Origin of the sequence: Variovorax sp. LjRoot175 (genome assembly GCF_964253805.1) — a bacterium.
GTDB lineage: Bacteria > Pseudomonadota > Gammaproteobacteria > Burkholderiales > Burkholderiaceae_C > Variovorax.
In genome coordinates, this window is sequence record NZ_CAXURY020000001.1 from 3,958,663 (window position 1) to 3,980,927 (window position 22,265).

Genomic DNA, 22,265 nt, shown 5'->3' on the forward strand with positions numbered 1-22,265 from the left:
CTGTCTCAGGTGCCCTGCATGTAGAAGGCATCGGCATGGATCTTCTCTGCGGCTAGGCCACGATCCTTGAGCAGCAGCGTGACCGCCTCCACCATCGGGGGCGAGCCGCAGAGGTAGGCGCGCCAGCCCTCGAAGCCGCCGGGCCAGTCGGACCGGATGGCGTCGGTGATCAGCCCCTGGCGCGAGCCCGGGCGCATCGCGCCCGACACGCCGACCACGTGCACCTTGAGTCCCGCATGCAGCGCCTGGAGCTCGCGCAATTCTTCGAGGCCGTAGACGTCGGCGTCCGATCGCACGCCGAAATAGAGGTGGATCGGGTTGGGCATGCCGGCCTCGATGGCGCCGCGCACGATGGCGAGCACGGGCGCCAGCCCCGTGCCGCCGGCCGCGCACAGGATCGGGCCGGTGTGCCGCGTGCGAAGGTAGGCGGCGCCCATCGGGCCGCTGACACGGACCGCGTCGCCGGGCTTCAGTTGCTCGAACACATAGTCGGTCACGCGGCCGCCGGGCACGCGCCGCACGTGGAACTCCAGCTCCGCGTCGCCGCTGAGCCGGGCCATCGAATAAGGCCGCACATGCTCGGGCGCGAACTGCAGCTGGGCGTACTGGCCCGGCGAGAACGACAAGGGCTTGGCCGGCTTCAGGCGCAGCCGGCGGATGTCGTGCGTGAGCGTCTCGATCTCCGCAATAGTGGCCTTGACGATGCGCGCCGGGTGCACGACCACTTCGTCAGGCTCGGGAATCTCGATGGTGCAGTTCTCGGTCAGTGTGCTCTGGCAGGCCAGCACATGGCTTTCGCGCAGGCCCTCGGGCCGCATCGCGTCCTGCCCCTGCCCTGCGTCCAGCACCCGTCCTTCGACCACCTTGCAGCGGCAGGTGCCGCAGCGCCCGGCCATGCAACTGTAGGAGACCGGCACCTGGTGCTCGCGCAGCACCTCCAGCAGGTTCGCGCCCGGGCGGACCTCGATGGTGCGTGCGAAGGGGCGGATATGCAGTTCCATGGCGCCGATCATCGGCATCCTTCTCACATTGGCCAATAGAATCTCGTGAATTCATCGAATCACCGTTGTGAATAAAGGTGCGGCATGGAGCTTCGGGACATCGACCTCAACCTGCTGCTGGTCTTCGACCGGATGCTGGCCGAGAAGCGCGTCTCGGCCGTGGCGGAATCGCTCGGCCTCTCGCAGCCTGCCATCAGCAATGCGCTGGCGCGGCTGCGCCGGGCTTTCGGCGACGAGCTGTTCCTGCGCACCGCGCGCGGCATGGAACCCACGCCCTTCGCGCTGCAGCTCGCGGAGCCCGTGGCCTACGCGATGGGCACGCTGCACGGCGCGCTCAATCAACAGACCGTCTTCGATCCGGCCACCAGCACGCGCAGCTTCACGCTCGCGATGACGGACATCGGCGAGATCTATTTCGCGCCGGTGCTCATGGAGGTGCTGTCGCGCGCTGCGCCGGGCGTGACCATCAGCACCGTGCGCAACACCGCCGTCAACCTGCGCGATGCCATGGAGGCCGGCCAGGTGGACATCGCGATCGGCCTCTTGCCGCAGTTGAAGGCCAGCATCTTCCAGCGCCGGCTGTTCAAGCAGCGCTACGTGTGCCTCTTCAGCGCCACGCATGCGCTCGCGACCAAGCCGAAGCTGACGCTGAAGGATTTCTGCGCCGCCGAGCACCTGCTGGTCAAGGCCGCGGGCACCGGCCACGGCCAGGTCGACGAGCTGATGGCCGCGCAGGGCGTCGCGCGGCGCATCCGGCTCACGGTGCCGCATTTCGTGGCCATCGGCCACATCCTGCGCTCCACGCCGATGATCGCCACCGTGCCCGAGCGCCTGGCGCAAAGCATCGCCGAGCCCTTCGGGCTGGTCTGGCGCACGCACCCGGTGGCGCTGCCGCAGATCGCGATCAACGCGTTCTGGCATGCGCGCTTCCACCGCGATCCGGGCAACCAGTGGCTGCGGGGTGTGTTATTCGACCGCTTTGCCGACACCTGATCCTGCACGAAGCCGAAACTTCACGCCGCACGGCGCGGTGACACAAACCCCGGCGGCAGATGAAGTTCCGATCGGGACCCAGCCCGTTCGCAACGCCGAGCCGCGTGGCTGATCGTCGGCGGCAACGACGAGGCGGTGATCGACTTGAATCGGCAAGCGCTCGCGTTGCTGCACAGCCAGAAGCGGCTTGCGATCGTGCCTGGCGCGACCCACCTGTTCGAAGAGCCCGACGCGCTCGGCGCTGTTTCCGCGCTGGCGCGCGATTGGTTCCTCAGCCATCTCAACCGTCAGCTCTAGGAAAGTACGACATGAGCAAGTCCCCGAGACACCGGAAAAGCACCGAATCGAGCAACGTCGTCAAGGTCGATGAAGACAAGTCTCGCGTCGGCATGTACCTACGATCGCTCCACGGAGCGTCCTACCTTTGCGGGACCCGTCGATTTCTACATTGCTGTTGACGCCGGACCGCATGCAGGCACGCCGCCGCATCAGCCCTCTGCACCCTGTCTGGATAGCGACGAGGAGACCACCATGAAAAAGCTTCTGTCGATGTTCACCATTGCATCGTTGTGCCTGTTTGCCGTCCAGGCCAGCGCACAGCTGACTCCCTCGCCACCGGGGAAGATCGATCCGGTCGACGCCGAATACAAGGCCGCCCGCGACAAGATCGCAGCCGACTACAAGGCAGCCAAGGCGCTGTGCGACGCCATGAAGGACAACGCCAAGGACGTCTGCATCGCGGAAGCCAAGGGCAAGGAAAAGGTCGCCAAGGCCGAGTTCGACCAGCAGCGCAAGCCCAGCGACGGCAATGCGCGCAAGGTGGCCGAGGCCAAGGTGGAGGCCACCTACAGCGTCGCCAAGGAGAAATGCGATGACCAGAAGGGCGATGCCAAGACTGCGTGCGTGAAGCAGGCCCAGTCGGAACAGGCGAAGGGCAAGGCCGACATCAAGGCCATGAAGAAATGAGCGGCAGGCACCTTGGTCTGATTGGCGGCCGGCGCAGATGCGGTCTTTGACAAGTCGAACGAACTAGAAGCGCGCACCAGCGCTGTCGCGGGCATGGGCGATCCCTAACTCAGGCCGAGATCCACATCGAGCGTGCCGACGTGCGGCATGTCCTCATTGCCAAGCAGCAGCCACGGTACGGCGCCGCCGACGATGGCGAACTTGCCCTTGAAGCTTCCGAGGATCTGGCCGATTTCGATCAGCACCGTCTTGACGGCCGCCGTCGTGCGGTCATCGTAGTCGGCTGCGGACTGCGGCTCGCCTGGGGTCATTTCTGCCATTTCAACCTTTCTTGTCGCAGATGGTCGGCCGCCTCCCGCCCCCGCTCCCCAGCCGCGGCGAGATCCAGGTAGGTCTGGACAGGACTGGTGCAGGTGACGCCAGGTGCTGGCTCCACCGTATCGCGCAATACACCGAGGTCCTTGAGCAACGTCACCATCACGTTCTGGCCTTTCGAGGCGGACGACAGCTTCAGGCCCGACTTCAGTTGTTCAAGACCAGCGTCGTCTGCATAGAAGTACTGCGTACCGGTTCGGCCATACGGCGCGAGCCAGTGCGCTGCCGAGAAGGACGCCAATGCCACAAGCCCCGTCTCACGATCCGAGCTCATCGCTCGCCGCGCGGCCTCCTCGAACGAACTGCCATGCAACGTCGTGTAGAAACTCATACGCCGGCCAACTGGCGGTTCGTAGGCGTCGCGCCATTCATCCAGAAGCGCGTCGGGCTCGGACAGGTACAGACCTTCCTCTGAAACTCGTGCCCACTCGCGGTCCAGCAAGCCAACGCGCACATTGCTCACGTGCCCGAGGCTGACATCCGCCGACTCTGCAAGCTCCGTGACACGCCATGCTCGCTGCGGATCGCGAAGCATCGCTCGCAGCACCTGTGCGGACTTCGGCTTAAACAGCGACCTGAGTTCACGCCGCTCCGCAACAGGTTTGCTTGCGACTTGGCGCTCGATGAAAACGCTGCCGAAGGCCAACCTCGCGTTGCCTTCCAGATCGAGGTAGCCCACTTCCTGCTCGCGGCACAGCGCCTGGGCTTCAGGCGACAGGTAGGGAGCGATGAAAACGGGCACGGCATCCTTTGCTTGATTCGCCACGTAATCGCGTAGCTGCAGCAGCGCCAGCCGGACGTGGCGCGGCTGGCCACTGGACTTCACTTCGCAGACCAACTCCTGTCGCCTGCCATATACCTCGATGTGCGCCACGATATCGACCCCGTGATCGGGTGTCAGTGCCTCGTGCTCGATGTCCAGAAGCTTGATCGCAGGCACATGCTCCAGGAGCAGGCGAAGAGCACCCGCAGCCTGGCGCTCCACATCTTTCATCAAATCATCGGCTTTCAGCATATGCTGAAATTACCATGATTGGTGAAATCGTCAAAGCAACTTTCACCAAAACAACTGATTTCAACTGATGCTGAAAGTGGGCCAATGGGTGAAAATATGACAACTCAGGAATGAATGGTAGACATGAGACCTTCTATACACTGAGTGCGCGCCCCTTGCCCACCATTCCGCCCTGGCGCGGAAGGCGTTGGAACCCCGAGGCGAGCGAGCAAGCGAGGCAATCAGTTGGGGGTACTTTAGGGGGTATGAATCATGAAGAAGAAAATTAAATCATTTAAAAACAACACGTTAATATGACCATGCGAATTGCCACCTGGAACGTCAATTCCCTCACAGCTCGCCTGCAGCACGTGCTCGACTGGCTGATCGCCAACCCGGTCGACGTGCTGTGCCTGCAGGAACTGAAGATGAGCGACGACAAGTTCCCGCTCGAAGTGCTGCAGTCGGCCGGCTATCACGCGGCGGTGTTCGGCCAGAAAACCTACAACGGCGTCGCGATCCTGAGCCTCGCTCCGGTGCGCGATATCGCGAAGAACATCGGTGGCTTTGCCGACGATCATTCGCGCGTGATCAGTGCCACCATCGACACGCCGGCCGGCGAGCTGCGCGTCGTCAACGGCTACTTCGTCAACGGCCAGGCGCCGGGCACCGAGAAGTTCGCCTACAAGATGAGCTGGCTGCGCGCCATGCGCGAGTGGCTGCGCGAGGAGCTCGCGACGCATCCGAGGCTGGTGCTGCTCGGCGACTTCAACATCGCGCCGGAGGACCGCGACAGCTTCGACCCCGTCGGGCTGGCCGAGACCATTCATCACACGACCGAGGAGCGCGACCATTTCAAGGCTCTGCTGGGGCTCGGCCTCGCCGACAGCTTCCGCCTCTTCGAGCAGCCCGAGAAGAGCTACTCGTGGTGGGACTACCGCATGCTGGGCTACCAGAAAAACCGGGGGCTGCGCATCGATCACATCCTGGTGAGCGAGCCGCTGGTGCCGCATGCAAAGAGCTGCACGATCGACCGCGTGCCGCGCAAGTGGGACAAGCCCAGCGACCACGCACCTGTAACCCTGGAGCTCAACGCATGAAACGGATCCTCCACCTCGCCCTGCTCGCGGCCGTGCTCGGCCTTTCCGCCTGCTCGGCGCTGAAGCCGAGCGCCACCGACGAAGTGCCCTCCCCCGGCGCCAAAGCCCCCGCGGAACAACCCTCGCAGCCATCGGAAAAGGTGCCGACCGCGCGGCTCATCACCGTGCAGACGCCGGCCGTGCGCGCCTACCGCAAGATCGGCGCCCGGCACATCTACAACAAGTACCCCCAGCGCATCTACAAGGGGAAGATTCCGCCGCTGGTGTATGCGGTGGTGGTGACCGAAACCGAAGTCGACAGCAGCGGGCGCGTCACGGGCGTGCACTTCAGCCGCACCCCGAGCCATGCGCCGGAGGTGAGCGGAAAGATCGCAGAGCTGATCCGCGAGGCCTCGCCCCTGCCGGCCCCGGGCAAGCTGGGCGCGCACACCTACGTCGACACCTGGCTCTGGGACAGGAGCGGCCAGTTCCAGCTCGATACGCTGACCCTCGGGCAGCGCAGCCGCTGAGCGCCGGCGCCACTCGCTATTCCAGGCCGAGCTCCTGGATCTTGCGCGTGATCGTGTTGCGGCCGATGCCGAGCTTCTGCGCGGCCTCGATGCGGCGGCCGCGCGTGTTGGCCAGCGCCGTGAGGATCAGGCGCGACTCGAAACGGCGCGACAGCACGTCCCAGACGTCGTTGCGCCCGGCCGCCAGCAGGCTCTGGGCCTCCTGTTCGAGCCCGGCCTCCCACGAGCCCGAACCGACCGGGGCAGCGCCGGCAGCGGGCGCGGATGGCGTCGGGGAAGCCGAGGCCAAGACCGCGGCAGCAGACGTGGAAGGCGCCGCAACGGGTTCGCGTTCAGCTGTGGCGGCAGCGGCGGAGGCACCGGGCGCTGCAACGGCAGCAGCAGCACCGGCCATCACCTCGGGCGGCAGGTCCTTGGCTTCGATCAGCTGTGCCGGCGCCATCACCGTCAGCCAGTGGCAAATGTTCTCCAGCTGCCGCACGTTGCCGGGAAAAGAGAAGGTCGCGAGCTGCGCGAGCGCCGCATCGGAGATGCGCTTGGGCTCGACGCCGAGCTGCTTGGCGCTCTGCTGCAGGAAGTGCCGCGTGAGCGCGGGGATGTCTTCGCCGCGCTCGCGCAGGGCCGGCAGCCGCAACCGGATCACGTTGAGTCGGTGGAACAGGTCTTCGCGAAAGCCGCCGATCTTGACGCGCTGTTCCAGGTCCTGGTGGGTGGCCGCGATCACGCGCACGTTGGCCTTGACCGAGTTGTGGCCGCCGACGCGGTAGAAATGGCCGTCGCTCAGCACGCGCAGAAGGCGCGTCTGCAGGTCGAAGGGCATGTCGCCGATCTCGTCGAGGAACAGGGTGCCGCCTTCGGCCTGTTCGAAGCGTCCGCGGCGCATGGTCTGCGCACCGGTGAAGGCGCCGCGCTCGTGGCCGAAGAGCTCGCTTTCGAGCAGGTCTTTCGGAATGGCGGCGGTGTTGATCGCCACGAAGGGGCCGCTGGCGCGCGGCGAATGCTTGTGCAGCGCGCGCGCCACCAGCTCCTTGCCGGAACCGGATTCGCCGGTGATCAGCACCGTCACGTTGCTTTGCGACAGGCGCCCGATCGCGCGGAACACGTCCTGCATCGCCGGCGCCTGGCCCAGCATCTCGGGCGCAGCGGCCATCCGTTCCTCGGACACTTCCTCGCGCTGGCTTTCGTCGACCGCGCGGCGGATCAGTTCCACCGCGCGCGGCAGGTCGAAGGGCTTCGGCAGGTATTCGAAAGCGCCGCCCTGGAAGGCCGAGACGGCGCTGTCGAGGTCGGAGAAGGCGGTCATGATGATGACCGGCAGGCCGGGATGCTTGGCCTTGATCTTGTCGAGCAGGTCGAGGCCGGAGCCGCCCGGCATGCGGATGTCGCTCACCAGGACCTGCGGGCCCTGCATCTCGTCGTCGGCCGCGGCTTCGAGCGCGGCCAGCACCTCGCGCGTATTGGTGAAGCTTCGGGTCGGCAGGTCTTCGCGCAACAGCGCCTTTTCCAGCACGAAGCGGATCGATTGGTCGTCATCCACTATCCAAATCGGCTTCATGCAGTTCCTTGTTCCCTGTTAGCTAAGGCAGCGGTATCAATATCTTGAAATCGGTCCGGCCCGGGACACTGTCGCACTCGATCACGCCGTGGTGCTGTTGCACGAAAGTTTGCGCCAGCGTCAATCCAAGGCCTGTTCCGCCTTCCCTGCCCGACACCAGCGGGTAGAAGATGCGGTCCTTGATCGCGTCCGGCACACCCGGTCCATTGTCGATGACATGCAATTCCAGTGCCAGTCGATACCACTGCTTGTTGAAGATCACCTGACGTGCGATGCGGGTCTTGAAGGTGATGCACGCGTCGCCGGCTGCACGCCGCTCGGCCAATGCCTGCGCCGCGTTGTGGACGATGTTGAGCGTGGCCTGGATGAGCTGCTCGCGATCACCGCGGAACTCGGGAATCGAGACGTCGAAGTCGCGCTCGATGTGCAGGTCGCGCGGGAACTCCGCAAGGATCACCGAGCGCACGCGCTCGCAGACCTCGTGGATGTTGACGTCGCCCACCACGTGCGGGCGGCGGTGCGGCGCGAGCAGGCGATCGACCAGCGTCTGCAGGCGGTCGGCCTCGTGGATGATGACCTGGGTGTATTCGATGAGGTCGCGCGACTCGACTTCCATCTGCAGCAGCTGCGCCGCGCCGCGAATGCCGCCCAGCGGATTCTTGATCTCGTGCGCGAGATTGCGGATCAGCTCCTTGTTGGCCTGCGCCTGGTCGAGCAGCCGCTCTTCGCGGTCTTGCCGGACCTGCTGCTCGAGCGGCGACATTTCGATGATCAGTTCGCCCGCGCGGTCGCCCTGCGCGAGCGTGACCTGCACCGGCATCAGCTCGTGGTTGACGCGGCGCAGGAAGGCCTCGTAGCGCAGCGTGGCGAAGTCGTTGCTGCGCGCGCCGTCGATCGCCGTGCGCAGCACCTGCGGCTCATGGAAGCAGGCGCCGAACTGCGAGCCTTCGAGCGTGCGGCGCGAGGTGCCCAGCGCGTCTTCGAGGCCGGCATTGGCGAACAGCACCGCGCCGTCGGTGCGCACCACCGCGATCAGCGTGGAAAGAAGGTCGAAGGCCTGAAAACGCTTGGCGGCAGCGGCGGATTTGCCAAAGGCCATCAACGATTGGCCGGCAGGCGGCCGATTTCGCGGCGGATGCCCGCGATGTCGCTTTCGTTGCGCGCGATCTCGGCCTTCATCTCGGCCACGCGGTCGAGGTACTTCTGATAGTTGCGGGCTTCGCTGCCCTGCTTCTCGGGTTCGCCGTTGTTGTAGTCCTTGAGCAGTTGGGCCTGGCGCTCTTCGGCTTTCTTGAGCTCGGACTCGAGCACCGAGCGGGCTTCGCCGTCGCGTGCGCGCTGGTCAGCGCCGTCGACGCGCGGGCTGCCGGCCGGCGCACGCGCGGCGGTGCTGCCTGCCGCAGCCGCCGCGATCGGGCGGGTGCCCTGGACCACGGTGACGTTGCCGCCCTCCATCACCTTGCAGCCGCGCTGCTGGGCGAGGGTCGCGTTGTTGGTGTATTCGTTGCCGCAGCGCCAGACGCGCTCCTGCTGGGCCTGGGCCTGGAGGTGCACGCCGGCCGCCGCCAAGGCGGCCAGGAGGAAAACGGAAGAAGTCTTCATGGTCGTGAATGTAGTGCGCAGCAAACCGGCATTTTCCTGCAATTCGGGAGTTCGGCCGCGCAAGCTTGCCCCAAAAGGAAAAGGGACGGCCCAAGGCCGTCCCTTTTTAACGCCAAAGCCGAAAAGCTGGCTTACAGGGAGTAGTACATGTCGAATTCGACAGGGTGCGTCGCCATGCGGAAACGCGTGACTTCCTGCATCTTGAGGTCGATGTAGGCGTCGATGTAGGCATCGGTGAACACGCCGCCCTTGGTCAGGAAGGCACGGTCCTTGTCGAGGTAGTCGAGCGCCTGGTCGAGGCTGTGGCACACGGTCGGGATCAGCGCGTCTTCTTCCGGCGGCAGGTGGTAGAGGTCCTTGCTGGCGGCTTCGCCCGGATGGATCTTGTTCTCCACGCCGTCCAGGCCGGCCATCAGCATCGCGGCGAAGCCGAGGTACGGGTTCATCATCGGATCGGGGAAGCGCGCTTCGACGCGGCGGCCCTTCGGGTTGGCCACGAAGGGGATGCGGATCGAGGCCGAGCGGTTCTTGGCCGAGTAGGCCAGCTTCACCGGCGCTTCGAATCCGGGGACCAGGCGCTTGTAGCTGTTGGTGCCGGGGTTGGTGATGGCGTTCAACGCACGGGCGTGCTTGATGATGCCGCCGATGTAGTGCAGCGCGAAGTCGCTCAGGCCGGCGTAGCCGTCGCCGGCAAACAGGTTCTTGCCGTCCTTCCAGACCGACTGGTGGACGTGCATGCCCGAGCCGTTGTCGCCGACGATCGGCTTGGGCATGAAGGTCGCGGTCTTGCCGTAGGCGTGGGCCACGTTGTGGATCACGTACTTCTGCAGCTGGACCCAGTCGGCGCGCTGGATCAGCGTGCTGAACTTGGTGCCGAGTTCCATCTGGCCGGCGTTCGCCACTTCATGGTGATGCACTTCGACCGGGATGCCCAGCGACTCGAGCACCAGGCACATCTCGGAGCGCATGTCCTGGAAGCTGTCGACCGGGGGAACCGGGAAGTAGCCGCCCTTGACCGCCGGACGGTGGCCGGTGTTGCCGTGCTCGAATTCCTTGGCGCTGTTCCAGGAAGCCTCTTCGGATTCGATCTTGACGAAGCAACCCGACATGTCGTTCTGCCAGCGCACGCCGTCGAACACGAAGAATTCCGGCTCCGGTCCGAAGTAAGCCGTGTCGCCCAGGCCCGAGGCCTTCATGTAGGCCTCGGCACGCTTGGCGAGCGAACGCGGATCGCGCTCGTAGGGCTTGCCGTCGGTCGGGTCGACCACGTCGCAGGTCAAAAGCAGCGTCGTTTCTTCGAAGAAGGGATCGATATTGGCCGTGTTCGGGTCGGGCATGAGCAGCATGTCCGAAGCCTCGATGCCCTTCCACCCGGCAATCGACGAGCCGTCGAAGGCATGGCCGTCGGTGAATTTGCCCTCGTCGAATGCGGACACGGGCACGGTCACGTGCTGCTCTTTGCCGCGGGTATCGGTGAAGCGGAAGTCGACGAACTTGACCTCGTTTTCCTTGACGAGTTTGAGTACATCGGCGACGGTCTTTGCCATCAGGTTCTCCTGGTTTGGATGGTTGGTTGGAATTGCGGGACGGGGAATGCAGTTTTTGTGCCCATTGTCACTGCCGAAGAGGGGTACCCGGCACTGCGCCGAAACCCCAAAAGCAGGCAAGTTGTAACCAAACTGGTGCAATCAAGATTAACGCACCAATTCGGGTCCAAGACGCACGCCAAAGGCGTGCAGGCCCTCGAGCAGCTGTGCGTAGGCGGCATCGATGCGCTCGGCATCCCCCTTGACGCCGAGCTCGATGTGGCGGCCGTGCTCGGCATGGTCCACGCTCGGCAGGCTGAAGACCTTGATGCCGGGATGCGCGAGTTCGACGGCTTCCATCAGCGGCGTGAGCGCGGCCTCCATGGCGCCGTAGACGATGACCGATTTCTCCATCGCCCGACCGTGCGCGAACAGGTGCGCATAGCGCTCGTCGAGCACCGATTCGATCATCGGCCAGGCCATGACCGGGAAGCCCGGCACGAAGTGCACGTCGCCGACGCTGAAGCCCGGAATCTTGTTGTAGGGGTTGCGGATGATGTTGGCGCCGAGCGGGAACACGCCCATGTTGAGCCGGTGCACGTTGTCCGGACGGTCGGGCTCGTAGACCGTGCCCTGCTCGCGCGCGGTGTCCTGCATGCGTTCGCGGATCAGCACCTCGGCTTCCGGATGCAGCCCCAGCGGCACGCCCAGCGCCGCGGCCGCACACTGGCGCGTGTGATCGTCGGGCGTGGCGCCGATGCCGCCGGTGGAGAACACGACGTCGCCCGAGGCGAAGGCGCGCGCGAGCGCTTCCGTGATGCGCACCGGCACGTCGCCGACGTACTCGGCCCAGGCCAGCTGCAGGCCGCGCGCGGCGAGCAGCTCGATGACCTTGGGCATGTGCTTGTCGGCACGCTTGCCCGACAGGATTTCGTCGCCGACGACGAGAAGACCGAACGAACGTGTGCTCATGGTGCGCCCCATTGGGTGGCGGCCGCATGGACATCTGCCATCTCGGCCGCGGAAGGTGAAACGGCCGCCGCCGCGCGCTGCGCCCGCAATTGGGCCAGGGCATCCAGGCAGTAGTGCGCGAACCAGAGCGCGGAGAAGGCGAACACCAGCGTGTAGATCCAGATCGCGAGCGGCACCAGCACGAAGAAAGCCGCAGCGAACAGCAGCCCCGACGCCCAGACGATGCTGGGGGCGGCGCCCAGGTAGCCGCACAGCACGCCGACGCCGAGCAGCGGCAGCCGATGGGCGCGCAGCAAGGCCTCGCGCTCCTCCGGGCTCGCATGCTCGGCCAGGGCGTCGAAGCTCATCACGCGGTAGGTCAGCCAGCCCCAGATCAGCGGCGGCAGGATCAGCACCAGCGGCGGAATGAGCCATAGCGGCATCGAGACGACGAGCGCGAGCAGCGCCAGCACGGTGAGGCCCAGCGAGCGGACGACGCTGCCGAAGAAGGAGGCGCCCCTCTTCTGCTCCAGCGACGGGAAACGGCGGTCGGCCACCAGCCGCGTGAGTGGCGGCGCCATGAACCCGGCCACGATCAGGAGCGACACCACAACGATCAGCGGCGTGGCCGCGATCACCACCACCATCGGCGCCAGCACGGCCGTGACGTCACCGGAGAACAGGCGTCCGATCCAGCCCCAGAAGCTGGACAGAAGCGGCCAGGCGTCGAGCGCCTCGCGCGTCCATGCCACGGTCGCGTCCCAGTAGAAATAGCCGAACAGCGCCGCCAGCAGCACCATGAGTCCGAGCGGCAGCAGCGAGAGCACGATCACCCGCGGGTGCATGCAATAGGCCACGGAACGCCAGAAGGAGTCGAGAAGAAGACGCATCGGCGCCGAGGATAACCCTGTCGCGTGGAATCGAGATCAGCCGCGGCCGACAAGACGCCTGAGCCCCAGCCACTGCTGCGCCCAGAAACCGCGCCCGTAGTCGCGTACGCGGCCCCCGGCGTCGGGCTCGACCTGGTCGCGGATGCCGGTCGGGTCGTAGCGCTCCTCGAAATTGACGGTGCGAAACAGCATGTCCCACCACGGCAGCAGCACGCCGAAGTTGTGGCCGCCGAGCGTACGAGGCCCCTGCGACTCGTGCCCGATCCCGATGCTGTGGTGCACGCGGTGGAAGCGCGGGCTGATCCAGAGCCGTTCGCCGATCGCGCCGAAGCCGAGCCGCAGATTGGCATGCTGCAGGCTCTCGCTGAGCTGGGTGAAGGCCACGATCGCGATGAACTGCCCCGGCGCCACGCCGATCAGCTGGGCGACGACGACGATGATCGTGTCGTGGATCACGTCGTCGAGCAGGTGGTTGCGGTTGTCGCTCCACATCGTCATCTGGCGCTGCGAATGGTGCAGCGAATGCAGCGCCCACCACCACTGGAAGCCGTGCTGGCCGCGATGGATGAAGTACTCGACCAGGTCGAGCACCACCAGGTAGATCGCAAACGCGACCCAGGGAATGTCGGTCACACCGGGCCAGAGCTGGTCGAGGTGGAAGGAGCCCCAGCCGGCCGCGCGCACGGTGCCGAGGATCTCGTCGAACAGCGGGTCCAGCGCGAAGAACATGGCCAGCCGGAACAGCCCCAGCCGGTGGATCAGCGTGTAGAGGATGTCGGTGCGGATGGCGGGCCGATCGAGCACCGGCTCCGCCGGCCGCCAGCGCTGCAGCGGACCGAACACGGCCACCAGCACCCCTATCTGGATCAGGCCGACCAGCAGCCATCCGGTGGCGTCGAAGGCGTCCTCGACCCAGCCGCCGAGGCCGATGGCGTAGACCAGCGGCTGCACGGCCGCCTCGAAAAGCCATTGCTGCAGGTTGGAGAAGGGGTCGGTCAGCCAGTCCATCGGAACACCGCGCGATTCAGGGATGAGACGCGATCCATTCACGATACGCCGCATGCTGGCGCAGCGTCTCGAAGCAGAAGCCCTTGGCCTTGAGGCCGACGATCAAGGGCTCCAGCACGGCCGGCGCCCACGGGTCCTTGCGCGACCAGATGCCCAGGTGCGCAATCAGGATGTCGCCGGGCTGGATGTGATCGAGGGCCTGTTGCAGCAGCTTCTCGTTGCTGAACTTCTCGCTCGGCAGCTCGTCGCCCAGCAAGCCTGACGGCGCCCAGCCCACGTGCGCATAGCCGCAGGCCTTGGCGGCCGCCAGCAGCCTGGGCGAAGTCTTGCCCCCCGGCGCGCGGAACAGCGGCAGCGGCTTCTTGCCCGTGACGTACTGCAGGCGCTCGGAAGCCTTGGTGATATTGGCGCAGTACTGTTCCGCGTCCCAGGTGAACTGCCGGCCGGCAAAGGCGCCGGCCGAGGGTGCGATGCGGAAGCGCGGCGCGAGTCCCTTCACGTCGCCGCGCCAGTAGGCATGGTCGTAGGTGTGAGATGCAAATTCGTGACCTTCGGCCGCCCTCGCCTTCCACCACGGCGCCCACTGGTTGTCGAGGCTGTCGCCGCCGCTCAGCGTGCGCTCGGCCGCGCCGAAGAAGGTGACACGCACCTCCTGGCGCTTGAGCACCTCGGCCACCAGCGGCGCCACGCCCATGTGGCCGGTGTCGAAGCTCAGGTAGACCGGCTTGGCGCAGCTGGCCTGTGCGACGGCGCTGATTGGCGCCGCACCCGCAGCGAGCAGGAGCAGCGCGAGCGCGTATCTAGCGTTTTGCATGATCGAGGGTCCAGACGCCGTGGGGCGAGCGGCCGACTGGCACCTGCCGCACCACCTTGTGGGCGGCCAGATCGACCACGCTGAGCTTCCTGGCCCAGCGCGAGGTCACGTAGAGCGTCTTGCCGTCGGCCGAGACGTCCATGCAGTCGGGTCCGCCGCCCACCGGGTAGGTATCGCTGACCTGCAGCGTCTGCAGGTCGATGCGGCTGATGGTGTTGGCCACGCGGTTGCTGACGAAGACGCTGCGGCCGTCGCCGGCCGAGCGGAAGGCGTGGGCGCCCTTGCCGGTGGGAATCTTGCCGACCAGCTTCGGCTCCCGGCCGGCCACGTCGAAGACCTGCACGCCGTCGCTGCCCGTGAGGCCCACCAGCAGCGTCTTGCCGTCGTGGACGCCGAAGATGTCGGCCGGCATCGGGCCGGTAGGCGTGCGCCAGCGGATGGTCTGCGTGGCGAGATCGACCGCGACCAGTTCGTCGCTGTCCTGCATCGTGACGTAGGCCGTGGTGCTCTTGCCGTCGATCCAGATGTGGCTCGGCGTCTTGCCCGAGGGGATGCGCTTGACCAGCTTGGGCTCCTTGCCGTCCCAGCGGTAGACGTCGATGTGGTTGAGCCGGTTGCCGGCGGTGACGAACCACTTCATGTCGGGCGAGAAGCGCAGGTGATAAGGGTCGATGATGCCGTAGACCACGCGCTGAACCTCGGCCGTGCGCGGGTTCAGGAAGGTGAGCGAGTCGCCGGCCGAATTGGCGACGATCAACGAACTCTCGTCGGGCGACAGGTAGAGATGGTGCGGCTCCTTGCCGGTCGGGATGCGCAGCTTCTCGGTCCAGCTGACCGGATCGACCACGCTCACCGTGGCATCGAGCGAATTGAGCACGAAGACCGGCGGTGGTTCAGCAGCAAGCGACGGCAGCGCCGCACAGGCAAACAAAAAGGCCGCGAGGCGGCCTATCGGGGGGAAAGAGAAGCGCAAGGGGGAAGTTCCAGAAGCAGGCTTGCGATTTTAACGATCGACCCTGTTCGCTGGCTGACTTGGGCGCGCCGTTCGCAAGGCCTCGACCTGCGCCGACTCCAGCCAGCGCCACTGGCCCGGCGCCAGGTCTTCAGGCAGCGCGAGCGGTCCGATGCGCGAGCGGTGCAGGGTCTCGACCCGATTGCCCACGGCGGCCAGCATGCGCTTGACCTGGTGGTACTTGCCTTCGGTCAGCGTGAGTCGGAGCTGCAGCGGCCCGACCGGCTCGCAGGCCGCCGCGCGCACCGGCTTCGGATCGTCGTCGAGCACCACGCCGGCGAGCAGCCGGGCCACCTGCGTGTCGTCGATCGCATGCTTGGTGCCGACCTCATAGACCTTCGGCACATGATGCTTGGGCGAGCCCATGCGGTGGATGAACTGGCCGTCGTCGGTCAGGAGCAGCAGGCCGGTGGTGTCCTGGTCTAGCCGGCCGATGGCCTGCACGCCCTGCACTGCGCCTTTGTTGGGACGCAGGCGCAGCGGCGACGGCAGCAGCGTGTAGATGCTGGGATAGGTCGACGGCTTCTGCGAGCACTCGGTACCGGCCGGCTTGTGCAGCATCAGGTAGGCCTTCTCGTGATATGCCCACTCGGTGCCCTGCACAGTGAGGAGCAGGCCCTCCGCCTCGAATTCCGTCGCCGGATCTGCGACGACGGTGCCCGCCACCCTTACCAGCCCTTGCTGGACCAGCCCGGCGCAGACGCGCCGGGTGCCGAAGCCCTGGGTATAAAGAATCTCGTCGATCCGCATCAATACCCGAGGGCCAGGCCGGTGTTGCGCCGCGGATCGTTGGCGCCGTAGAAGCGGTTCTTGCCGACCGGCTTGCCGCCCAGCGCAGGCGCACCGATGGTGATTGCCGCCACGTGATTGGCCGGCTGCGGCACGCCGAGGTTGTGGCCCATGTCGGTCAGGATCTTGCGCGTGTCGGGGCTGAGCGCGAAGGTCTCGACGTTGGTCACGTCGGGCAGCCATTGCTGGTGGAAGCGCGGCGCGTCGACGGCCTCCTGCACGTTCATTTCGTAGTCGACGACGTTGAGGATCGTGTGGAGCACCGCGGTGATGATGCGGCTGCCGCCCGGCGTTCCGACGATGAAGACCGGCTTGCCGTCCTTGGTCAGGATGGTAGGACTCATCGAGCTGAGCGGACGCTTGCCCGGGGCGATGGCGTTGGTTTCGCCCTGCACAAGACCGTAGAGGTTGGGCACGCCAATCTTCACGGTGAAGTCGTCCATCTCGTCGTTGAGCAACACGCCGGTGCCGGCGGCCGTGACCTTGGCGCCGAACCAGTCGTTGAGCGTGTAGGTCACCGAGACCGCATTGCCCCACTGGTCGATGATCGAATAGTGGGTGGTGTTGCTGCCTTCATGGGGTGCGACGCCGGGCTTGATGTCCTTCGAGACGCCGGCTTTCTTCGGGTCGATCACGGCACGGATCTTTTCGGCATAGCCCTTGTCGAGCAGCCGGTCGAGCGGGTTCTTCACGAAGTCGGGGTCGCCGAGGTAGCTGTTGCGGTCGACATAGGCATGGCGCATGGCCTCGATCTGGTAGTGCACGGCCTGCGCCGAGCGGAAGCCGAGGTCCTTGAGCGGATAGCCCTCGAGGATGTTCAGCATCTCGCAGATCACCACCCCACCCGAGCTCGGTGGCGGCGCCGAGACCACGTGATAGCCGCGGTAGTCGCATTCGACCGGCGCCAGTTCGCGGGTCGTGTACTGGTTCAGGTCGGCCTGCGTGATGATGCCCTTGCCGGCCTGGCTGGAGGCCACGAGCGCGGCGCCTACGGGGCCCTTGTAGAAGCCGTCGACGCCGTTGCGGCTGATGGCCTTGAGCGTTTTCGCGAGGTCTTTCTGCACCAGCTTCTGGCCGACCGCGAAAGGCTCGCCCTTGTTCAGGAAGATCGCGCCGGAGGCCGGATCTTTCTTGAAGTCGGCGGTCGCGGTGGCGAGCAAGTCGATGTCGCCCTGCTCCAGCACGAAGCCACGCTCGGCCAGCGCGATCGAAGGCGCGATCAGCGCATCGCGCTTCATGGTGCCGTACTTCTCGCGCGCCAGCTCGAGGCCGGAGACGGTGCCGGGCACGCCGACGGCGAGGTGGCCGTTCGTGCTCAGGCCCTTGACGACGTTGCCATCCTTGTCGAGATACATGTTGGCAGTGGCGGCCAGCGGCGCCTTCTCGCGGAAGTCGAGGAAGGACTTGCGGCCGTCGGCCAGTTGCACCGTCATGAAACCACCCCCGCCCAGGTTCCCGGCCGCCGGGTAGACCACCGCCAGCGCATAGCCGACCGCCACCGCGGAATCGATCGCATTGCCGCCGCGCTTGAGCACGTCGACGCCGATCTTGGTCGCCAGATGCTGGGCGCTCACGACCATGCCGTTCTCGGCCGCCACGGGCGCCTGCGAGGCCGCGTGCAGCTGTGCCGCGCCTGCCAGCGCGAGCGCCGCCGCGACGGCGCCTCGCAAGACCGAAGTCCACTGAAGTTGTTTCACGGTTTTATCTCCTTTGAAGAATGGATCAGCCCGCAAGCAGCCCCTTGCGGCGCAAGTCCCGAAGGGCAAGCGCCACCTGTTGCTGCGTGAACTCGCGCAGCGCCCCTGCTTCGGTGAGCGGCTTTTCGTCCTTGATGAAGCGCAGGCGCTCAGCGCGGGCTTCAACCGCCAGGTGCAATGCCAGGGACTCGTGCGAATGCTCGCCGTCGAGCAGCGGCAGCAGGCAGCGCTCGAGCAAAGAAAGGCCCACCGGCTCATGCCACAGGTTGCAGGCAATGGCCGAGGGTCCGGCATTCAGCGCGAGACCGGGAGTCCTGCGCACCGCGGCCAGCGCACGCGGGAACTCCGACACTTGCGCGCCCGCCTGCGGCGCGGCGCGCCGGATGCGGACGGCGCCGAGGATCAGCAGCTCTTCGAGCATCGCCATGACGAGCGGCTCGACCGCGGCGCGCGGTTCGCCGGTCCGCGCCGAGACCTCGGCAATCAGCGCGTCGGCCGAGGCGGTGGCCGGGTAGCGCTCGTCGAGCACCTGCGCCACCGCTTTTTGAAGCGGCAGCCGCAGCGTGATCTTGAGGTTGCGCATCGCATTGCAGGGCTGCTCCTGCGCATCGAGCGTCAGCACGCCACCGCCTTCGGCTGCGAACACGCCGGCGAATTCGAGCGCGCGGATGCGCTCCGGGACAAGGCGATAGCGGATCTCGGCGGCACGTTCCTGCTTCACGAGCAGCGTCTGACGGAAGGTGCGGTTGACCAGGAAGTCCAAGTACTGCTCCATCATGATCTGGCTGCCTCCGCATTCGCGCAGCAAGGGATCGCGCACTTTTTCGCCGTAGTTCTGGACGAACATGGTCGACGGCTCGGCGTCCGCCAGGTAGCTGAGCCCGTGCGTGCTCGCACGCGCGGCGAACTCCTTGAAGTAGCAGGGCGAGTTGCAGGGCTCGAGGAACTCGTGCAGCAGGTAGGAGCTGTTCGCGGCACGCACGATCGGCATGGTCTCTTCGAGCGTCTTCTTGAGCACGCTGTCCGGCCGCGCCGACTGTTCGAGAAACTCGAGCATGCCGCGCGCGTAGGAGAGTTTCTCGTCCGGCTCGTCGCGCGGGGCGCCACGCAGGATCATGGCGTCGCGCACGATCTCGCGCGCCTTCCAGCCCGGGTACACGTTGTAGCTCACGTAGGCCACGCCGTTGGGCGCGAGGTTCTCTGAGCACACGCGCAGGATCGCGTCCTGCACCGGCGCCGGCACCCAGCTGTAGACGCCGTGGCAGATGATGTAGTCGAACTGACCAAAGGAGGCGTCGATGCTGGCGATGTCGAGCGCGCGCAGTTCGACGTTCTTCAGGCCCGAGTGCTCGATGGCTGCCGCGCCCTGCCGGATCTGCACCGGCGAAAGGTCCACGCCGAGCGCTCTCGCCTCCGGGTGGCGTGCCGCGAAAGGGATCAGGTTGCCGCCGGCCGCGCTGCCGAGTTCGAGCACGCGCGCCTGCGCCGGCGCAGGCGCCTCCAGCCCGAACAGGAAGGCCAGCGCCTCCAGGTGCTCCACCGCAGACTGAGGAAACGGATGCGACTCGTACGGCACGGTGTCGTAGTAACTCGTGAGCGCGGTCGTCATTGAATCCATGGGTGTCCTCTGGGCGAGCGACGCCGACTATAGCTCGCGCGCGGAGCAGCGCGGACCTCGTGAGCCCGAAGAATCCAATGGACCTTGACTGATGCGCGAAGCCGGAGCCGGCATGCGCCGAAGCGGTGTCTTGCGGCCGCATGGGCCGCTCGAGGTGTCACTCGCTGGATGTATGGTGGAGCTGGGGGGATTTGAACCCCCGTCCGCAAGCCTTCGTCGCGCAGATCTACATGTTTAGCGATCTGATTTAGGTCTCGCCACCGGTGTCGCGCAGTCGCACGCTACACCGGCCGCCAGCACCCTATGTTCTCGCTCCGACCCAAGGTACCCGGATCGGAGCCAGCCAATGTAGATTATCTTTGCAGCCGGGAGGCGTCAGATTGCTCTAGCGCCCCCTTGCCCAGCCCATCGGCCTGCTGTTGCAAAGCTCACCGGCAATTAAGCGGCGAGTGCGAAACGTTCGTCGTTTGCAGTTAGTTTGTTTGAATCTGTTTTACGAGCGCATTCAGCTCGACATGCCCCGCTGCGATTCCGAACCCACGTCGAAACCAGTGCAGCCCCAAGCGCTGCATTCTAGGCCGGTTTGAGTAGTTGCAAGAGCTCCATGGGCGATGCGATGGCGGCATCGGCCTGCCACAGCGTCACATCCGCCTCCGCGCCCATGTAGCCGTAGGCGGCGGCCACCGTTCCCATACCCGCGGCCCGGCCGGCCATGATGTCCCGGTGGTCGTCGCCCACATAGATGCAACGAGCGGGCGGCACCCCCAGTTGTCGCGCCGCCTCGAACAAAGGTTCGGGATGCGGCTTGGCATATGGCGTCGTGTCGCCGCTGACGATCGCGCGCGCCGTGCCGAACAGCGGTATCGCGCGTGTCAGCGGGCCAGTGAAGCGCACCGACTTGTTGGTCACCACGCCCCACTGCAGCCCGCGCGCGCAAAGCGCTTCGATCAGTTCGGCCACGCCTTCGAAGACCTGCGTGTTGCGCAGCATTCGATTCTCGTAGTTGACGAAGAACTCCTCGCGCAGCGGCGCGAACTCCGGCGCATCGGGTGTGATGCCGAAAGCCACGCCCAGCATCCCGCGCGCGCCTGCGCCGGCCATGGGGCGATAGCGCTCCAGGGGCAGCGAGGCCAGGCCCCGATCCGTTCGCATCTGGTCGGCCGCGGCGCCCAGGTCCGGAGCGCTGTCGATCAGCGTGCCGTCCAGATCGAACAGGACGGCCTGTGTCGCATCGGCCGCCATCATGGCTGGGGCGCCGATGGTTTGCGGGTTGCAAACATGTAGTTGACGCTGGTGTCGTCGCTGAGCCAGTAGCGCCGCGTCACCGGGTTGTGCTGCAGGCCGCGCGTATGGCGCAAATCGAGGTTTGCAGCGCGGCAATGCGCAGCCAGCTCGCTCGGCCGGATCAGCTTCTGATACTCGTGCGTGCCCCGGGGCAGCATGCCCAGCACGTACTCGGCGCCGACGATCGCGAACAGGAAGGACTTCAGGTTCCGATGAATGGTCGAGAAGAACACCCAGCCGCCGGGCTTGACAAGCTGCGCACAGGCCTTCACGACGGAGGCCGGCTGAGGCACGTGCTCGAGCATTTCCATGCAGGTCACGACGTCGAAGCTCTCAGGCTGTTCGGCGGCCAGCGCTTCGACACTGATTTCGCGGTACTTCACACCACGCGTCGCTGCCTCGAGCGCATGCAGTTGGGCGACCTTGAGAGCCTTGTCGGCCAGATCGATGCCCAGGACGTCGGCGCCTCGCCGCGCCATGGCGTCGGCCAGAATCCCGCCGCCGCAGCCCACATCGAGCACCCTGCATCCTGCAATCGGTGCAATGCTTTCGATCCACTCCAGGCGCAGCGGATTAATTTCGTGCAGCGGTCGGAATTCGCTTTCCAGATCCCACCAGCGGTGAGCGAGTTCGGAAAATTTGGCAAGTTCTGCCGGATCGGCATTCACGGTATCGGTCATATGCAGATTATGAAACGACGCGAATTGCTGGGAATCCCGCAACGCGAAATCGCAATGCGATCGCCCATAAAAAAACCCCGCCGAGGCGGGGTTCTTTTTGAAGATTCTTGCGAATCAACGGTTGGCGCGGGTACCGACCACTTCGATTTCCACGCGGCGGTTCTTGGCGCGACCTTCCTTGGTCTTGTTGTCGGCGACGGGTTGCTTCTCGCCCTTGCCTTCGGTGTAAACGCGGTTGCGTTCGATGCCCTTCGAGACCAGGTAGGCCTTGACGGCTTCAGCGCGGCGAACCGACAGGCGCTGGTTGTAGGCATCGGTGCCGATCGAGTCGGTGTGGCCGACGGCGATGATCACTTCGAGGTTCACGTCACGGATCTTCGAGACCAGGTCGTCCAGCTTGGCGCGGCCTTCAGGCTTGAGGACCGACTTGTCGAAATCGAAGAACGCGTCGGCAGCGAAGGTGACCTTCGAAGCGGCGACAGCCGGAGCTGCAGGTGGGACAGGTGCCGGAGCAGCCGGGGCCACAGCGGCGGGAGGTGCAGCGGGAACGAGCGCACCGTCGCAACCAGCGGCAGCCGTGGCGGGCGTCCAGTTGGCATCGCGCCAGCACAGTTCATTGGTGCCGTTTTTCCAGACCAGTTCGCTGGTGCCGTTTTGCCAGTTGTCGATCACGGGGCCACCGTTCGCGGCGGTGACGCGGGTCTGCGCGCCGGCGGCAGTGGCGAGCGCAGCGACTGCAAACATCATCGCCACTTTATTCAGTTTCTTCATGGTTCTCCTCTTGGGGAAAAAGCCGCAGCCGCGCTGCGAATCAAGGACGCTTTAAGTGACCACCACCCAAAACGTTGAGGCGATTGTGCCATAGGGTCTTTGGCAAACCGCCCGCGAGGCGCCCCTGAAA

At 65.7% G+C, this 22,265-nt stretch carries 22 protein-coding genes, 1 other RNA gene and 1 pseudogene; 5 read left to right on the forward strand and 19 right to left on the reverse strand.

What is annotated here, in order from left to right; genetic code table 11:
• Positions 1–5: 5 nt before the first annotated feature.
• Positions 6–1,001: a 2Fe-2S iron-sulfur cluster-binding protein gene (locus ACSQ89_RS19650; protein WP_093103280.1), complete on the reverse strand. Its 996-nt coding sequence runs from the start codon at positions 999–1,001 to the stop codon at positions 6–8.
• Positions 1,002–1,085: 84 nt separating this feature from the next.
• Here ACSQ89_RS19650 and ACSQ89_RS19655 point away from each other — a divergent pair, with 84 nt between their 5' ends.
• The 3 genes from ACSQ89_RS19655 to ACSQ89_RS19665 all read left to right on the forward strand — a co-directional run bounded on the left by ACSQ89_RS19655 (position 1,086) and on the right by ACSQ89_RS19665 (position 2,960).
• Positions 1,086–1,994, forward strand: coding sequence for a LysR family transcriptional regulator (locus ACSQ89_RS19655; protein WP_436291019.1), 909 nt, complete (start codon positions 1,086–1,088; stop codon positions 1,992–1,994).
• A 135-nt stretch (positions 1,995–2,129) separates the two neighbouring features.
• Positions 2,130–2,291, forward strand: coding sequence for a hypothetical protein (locus tag ACSQ89_RS19660; protein WP_436291018.1), 162 nt, complete (start codon positions 2,130–2,132; stop codon positions 2,289–2,291).
• Between the two features lie 234 nt (positions 2,292–2,525).
• Positions 2,526–2,960, forward strand: a complete 435-nt coding sequence (locus ACSQ89_RS19665) for a hypothetical protein (RefSeq protein ID WP_436291017.1) — start codon at positions 2,526–2,528, stop codon at positions 2,958–2,960.
• A gap of 110 nt (positions 2,961–3,070) precedes the next feature.
• On the opposite strand, the pseudogene ACSQ89_RS19670 reads toward ACSQ89_RS19665, so the two are convergent.
• A pseudogene (locus tag ACSQ89_RS19670) lies at positions 3,071–3,280 on the reverse strand (hypothetical protein); the annotation flags it as partial.
• The gene (locus ACSQ89_RS19675) at positions 3,268–4,350 is read right to left on the reverse strand and encodes a type IV toxin-antitoxin system AbiEi family antitoxin (RefSeq protein WP_436291016.1); all 1,083 of its coding nucleotides are present in this window, start codon (positions 4,348–4,350) and stop codon (positions 3,268–3,270) included. The pseudogene ACSQ89_RS19670 and the gene ACSQ89_RS19675, both read right to left, overlap by 13 nt.
• A 299-nt stretch (positions 4,351–4,649) precedes the next feature.
• Between ACSQ89_RS19675 and xth the strand changes: the two genes are divergently transcribed.
• Together xth and ACSQ89_RS19685 are read left to right on the forward strand one after the other, a co-directional pair.
• Positions 4,650–5,429: an exodeoxyribonuclease III gene (gene xth / locus ACSQ89_RS19680; RefSeq protein ID WP_093103278.1), complete on the forward strand. Its 780-nt coding sequence runs from the start codon at positions 4,650–4,652 to the stop codon at positions 5,427–5,429.
• Entirely contained in the window at positions 5,426–5,938 is a 513-nt protein-coding gene (locus ACSQ89_RS19685) for a hypothetical protein (RefSeq protein WP_093103131.1), read from the forward strand. Before xth ends, ACSQ89_RS19685 begins: the two co-directional genes overlap by 4 nt.
• Before the next feature lie 16 nt (positions 5,939–5,954).
• Here ACSQ89_RS19685 and ntrC read toward each other — a convergent pair whose 3' ends face one another.
• The 16 genes from ntrC to ompA all read right to left on the reverse strand — a co-directional run bounded on the left by ntrC (position 5,955) and on the right by ompA (position 22,135).
• Positions 5,955–7,493: a nitrogen regulation protein NR(I) gene (ntrC, locus tag ACSQ89_RS19690; RefSeq protein WP_093103129.1), complete on the reverse strand. Its 1,539-nt coding sequence runs from the start codon at positions 7,491–7,493 to the stop codon at positions 5,955–5,957.
• 22 nt (positions 7,494–7,515) lie between these two features.
• Positions 7,516–8,592, reverse strand: coding sequence for a nitrogen regulation protein NR(II) (glnL, locus tag ACSQ89_RS19695; RefSeq protein ID WP_093103127.1), 1,077 nt, complete (start codon positions 8,590–8,592; stop codon positions 7,516–7,518).
• Positions 8,592–9,095, reverse strand: a complete 504-nt coding sequence (locus ACSQ89_RS19700) for a hypothetical protein (RefSeq protein WP_093103126.1) — start codon at positions 9,093–9,095, stop codon at positions 8,592–8,594. The genes glnL and ACSQ89_RS19700 overlap by 1 nt, the downstream gene beginning before the upstream one ends.
• 131 nt (positions 9,096–9,226) lie before the next feature.
• Complete coding sequence (gene glnA / locus ACSQ89_RS19705; RefSeq protein ID WP_093103124.1) at positions 9,227–10,642, reverse strand: type I glutamate--ammonia ligase; 1,416 nt, start codon at positions 10,640–10,642, stop codon at positions 9,227–9,229.
• Positions 10,643–10,789: 147 nt separating this feature from the next.
• A complete protein-coding gene (locus tag ACSQ89_RS19710; protein WP_093103122.1) occupies positions 10,790–11,605 on the reverse strand; it encodes a molybdopterin-binding protein in 816 nt (271 codons plus the stop codon).
• On the reverse strand, positions 11,590–12,462 hold the full coding sequence (locus ACSQ89_RS19715) for an EI24 domain-containing protein (RefSeq protein WP_093103121.1): 873 nt from the start codon (positions 12,460–12,462) through the stop codon (positions 11,590–11,592). Before ACSQ89_RS19715 ends, ACSQ89_RS19710 begins: the two co-directional genes overlap by 16 nt.
• 36 nt (positions 12,463–12,498) lie before the next feature.
• Positions 12,499–13,470 carry a sterol desaturase family protein gene (locus ACSQ89_RS19720; RefSeq protein ID WP_093103120.1) on the reverse strand — a complete coding sequence of 324 codons (972 nt, stop codon included), beginning with the start codon at positions 13,468–13,470 and terminating at the stop codon, positions 12,499–12,501.
• Between the two features lie 16 nt (positions 13,471–13,486).
• The gene (locus ACSQ89_RS19725) at positions 13,487–14,284 is read right to left on the reverse strand and encodes a polysaccharide deacetylase family protein (protein ID WP_093103119.1); all 798 of its coding nucleotides are present in this window, start codon (positions 14,282–14,284) and stop codon (positions 13,487–13,489) included.
• A complete protein-coding gene (locus ACSQ89_RS19730; RefSeq protein WP_436291015.1) occupies positions 14,271–15,257 on the reverse strand; it encodes a YncE family protein in 987 nt (328 codons plus the stop codon). Before ACSQ89_RS19730 ends, ACSQ89_RS19725 begins: the two co-directional genes overlap by 14 nt.
• Positions 15,258–15,287: 30 nt before the next feature.
• On the reverse strand, positions 15,288–16,046 hold the full coding sequence (locus tag ACSQ89_RS19735) for a pseudouridine synthase (RefSeq protein WP_093103277.1): 759 nt from the start codon (positions 16,044–16,046) through the stop codon (positions 15,288–15,290).
• A complete protein-coding gene (gene ggt, locus ACSQ89_RS19740; protein ID WP_093103116.1) occupies positions 16,046–17,782 on the reverse strand; it encodes a gamma-glutamyltransferase in 1,737 nt (578 codons plus the stop codon). Before ggt ends, ACSQ89_RS19735 begins: the two co-directional genes overlap by 1 nt.
• 25 nt (positions 17,783–17,807) lie before the next feature.
• Positions 17,808–19,400, reverse strand: a complete 1,593-nt coding sequence (locus ACSQ89_RS19745) for a methyltransferase regulatory domain-containing protein (protein ID WP_436291014.1) — start codon at positions 19,398–19,400, stop codon at positions 17,808–17,810.
• Positions 19,401–19,573: 173 nt separating this feature from the next.
• Positions 19,574–19,961: a transfer-messenger RNA gene (gene ssrA, locus ACSQ89_RS19750) on the reverse strand.
• A 12-nt stretch (positions 19,962–19,973) separates the two neighbouring features.
• Positions 19,974–20,642, reverse strand: a complete 669-nt coding sequence (locus ACSQ89_RS19755; protein WP_093103275.1) for an HAD family hydrolase — start codon at positions 20,640–20,642, stop codon at positions 19,974–19,976.
• Entirely contained in the window at positions 20,642–21,364 is a 723-nt protein-coding gene (gene ubiG / locus ACSQ89_RS19760) for a bifunctional 2-polyprenyl-6-hydroxyphenol methylase/3-demethylubiquinol 3-O-methyltransferase UbiG (RefSeq protein ID WP_436291013.1), read from the reverse strand. Before ubiG ends, ACSQ89_RS19755 begins: the two co-directional genes overlap by 1 nt.
• Positions 21,365–21,478: 114 nt before the next feature.
• Entirely contained in the window at positions 21,479–22,135 is a 657-nt protein-coding gene (gene ompA, locus ACSQ89_RS19765; RefSeq protein ID WP_093103112.1) for an outer membrane protein OmpA, read from the reverse strand.
• Positions 22,136–22,265: the final 130 nt, after the last annotated feature.

What these genes read in the sequence shown, in the direction of transcription:
- ntrC (WP_093103129.1), bottom strand. Translation starts at nt 7,493, where the DNA reads ATGAAGCCGATTTGGATAGTGGATGACGACCAATCGATCCGCTTCGTG.
- ACSQ89_RS19685 (WP_093103131.1), top strand. Translation starts at nt 5,426, where the DNA reads ATGAAACGGATCCTCCACCTCGCCCTGCTCGCGGCCGTGCTCGGCCTT.
- ACSQ89_RS19720 (WP_093103120.1), bottom strand. Translation starts at nt 13,470, where the DNA reads ATGGACTGGCTGACCGACCCCTTCTCCAACCTGCAGCAATGGCTTTTC.
- glnA (WP_093103124.1), bottom strand. Translation starts at nt 10,642, where the DNA reads ATGGCAAAGACCGTCGCCGATGTACTCAAACTCGTCAAGGAAAACGAG.
- ACSQ89_RS19665 (WP_436291017.1), top strand. Translation starts at nt 2,526, where the DNA reads ATGAAAAAGCTTCTGTCGATGTTCACCATTGCATCGTTGTGCCTGTTT.
- ACSQ89_RS19745 (WP_436291014.1), bottom strand. Translation starts at nt 19,400, where the DNA reads ATGGATTCAATGACGACCGCGCTCACGAGTTACTACGACACCGTGCCG.
- ACSQ89_RS19655 (WP_436291019.1), top strand. Translation starts at nt 1,086, where the DNA reads ATGGAGCTTCGGGACATCGACCTCAACCTGCTGCTGGTCTTCGACCGG.
- xth (WP_093103278.1), top strand. Translation starts at nt 4,650, where the DNA reads ATGCGAATTGCCACCTGGAACGTCAATTCCCTCACAGCTCGCCTGCAG.
- ACSQ89_RS19710 (WP_093103122.1), bottom strand. Translation starts at nt 11,605, where the DNA reads ATGGGGCGCACCATGAGCACACGTTCGTTCGGTCTTCTCGTCGTCGGC.
- ACSQ89_RS19735 (WP_093103277.1), bottom strand. Translation starts at nt 16,046, where the DNA reads ATGCGGATCGACGAGATTCTTTATACCCAGGGCTTCGGCACCCGGCGC.
- ACSQ89_RS19675 (WP_436291016.1), bottom strand. Translation starts at nt 4,350, where the DNA reads ATGCTGAAAGCCGATGATTTGATGAAAGATGTGGAGCGCCAGGCTGCG.
- ACSQ89_RS19715 (WP_093103121.1), bottom strand. Translation starts at nt 12,462, where the DNA reads ATGCGTCTTCTTCTCGACTCCTTCTGGCGTTCCGTGGCCTATTGCATG.
- ACSQ89_RS19700 (WP_093103126.1), bottom strand. Translation starts at nt 9,095, where the DNA reads ATGAAGACTTCTTCCGTTTTCCTCCTGGCCGCCTTGGCGGCGGCCGGC.
- ubiG (WP_436291013.1), bottom strand. Translation starts at nt 21,364, where the DNA reads ATGACCGATACCGTGAATGCCGATCCGGCAGAACTTGCCAAATTTTCC.
- ACSQ89_RS19725 (WP_093103119.1), bottom strand. Translation starts at nt 14,284, where the DNA reads ATGCAAAACGCTAGATACGCGCTCGCGCTGCTCCTGCTCGCTGCGGGT.
- glnL (WP_093103127.1), bottom strand. Translation starts at nt 8,592, where the DNA reads ATGGCCTTTGGCAAATCCGCCGCTGCCGCCAAGCGTTTTCAGGCCTTC.
- ompA (WP_093103112.1), bottom strand. Translation starts at nt 22,135, where the DNA reads ATGAAGAAACTGAATAAAGTGGCGATGATGTTTGCAGTCGCTGCGCTC.
- ACSQ89_RS19650 (WP_093103280.1), bottom strand. Translation starts at nt 1,001, where the DNA reads ATGGAACTGCATATCCGCCCCTTCGCACGCACCATCGAGGTCCGCCCG.
- ACSQ89_RS19755 (WP_093103275.1), bottom strand. Translation starts at nt 20,642, where the DNA reads ATGGCGGCCGATGCGACACAGGCCGTCCTGTTCGATCTGGACGGCACG.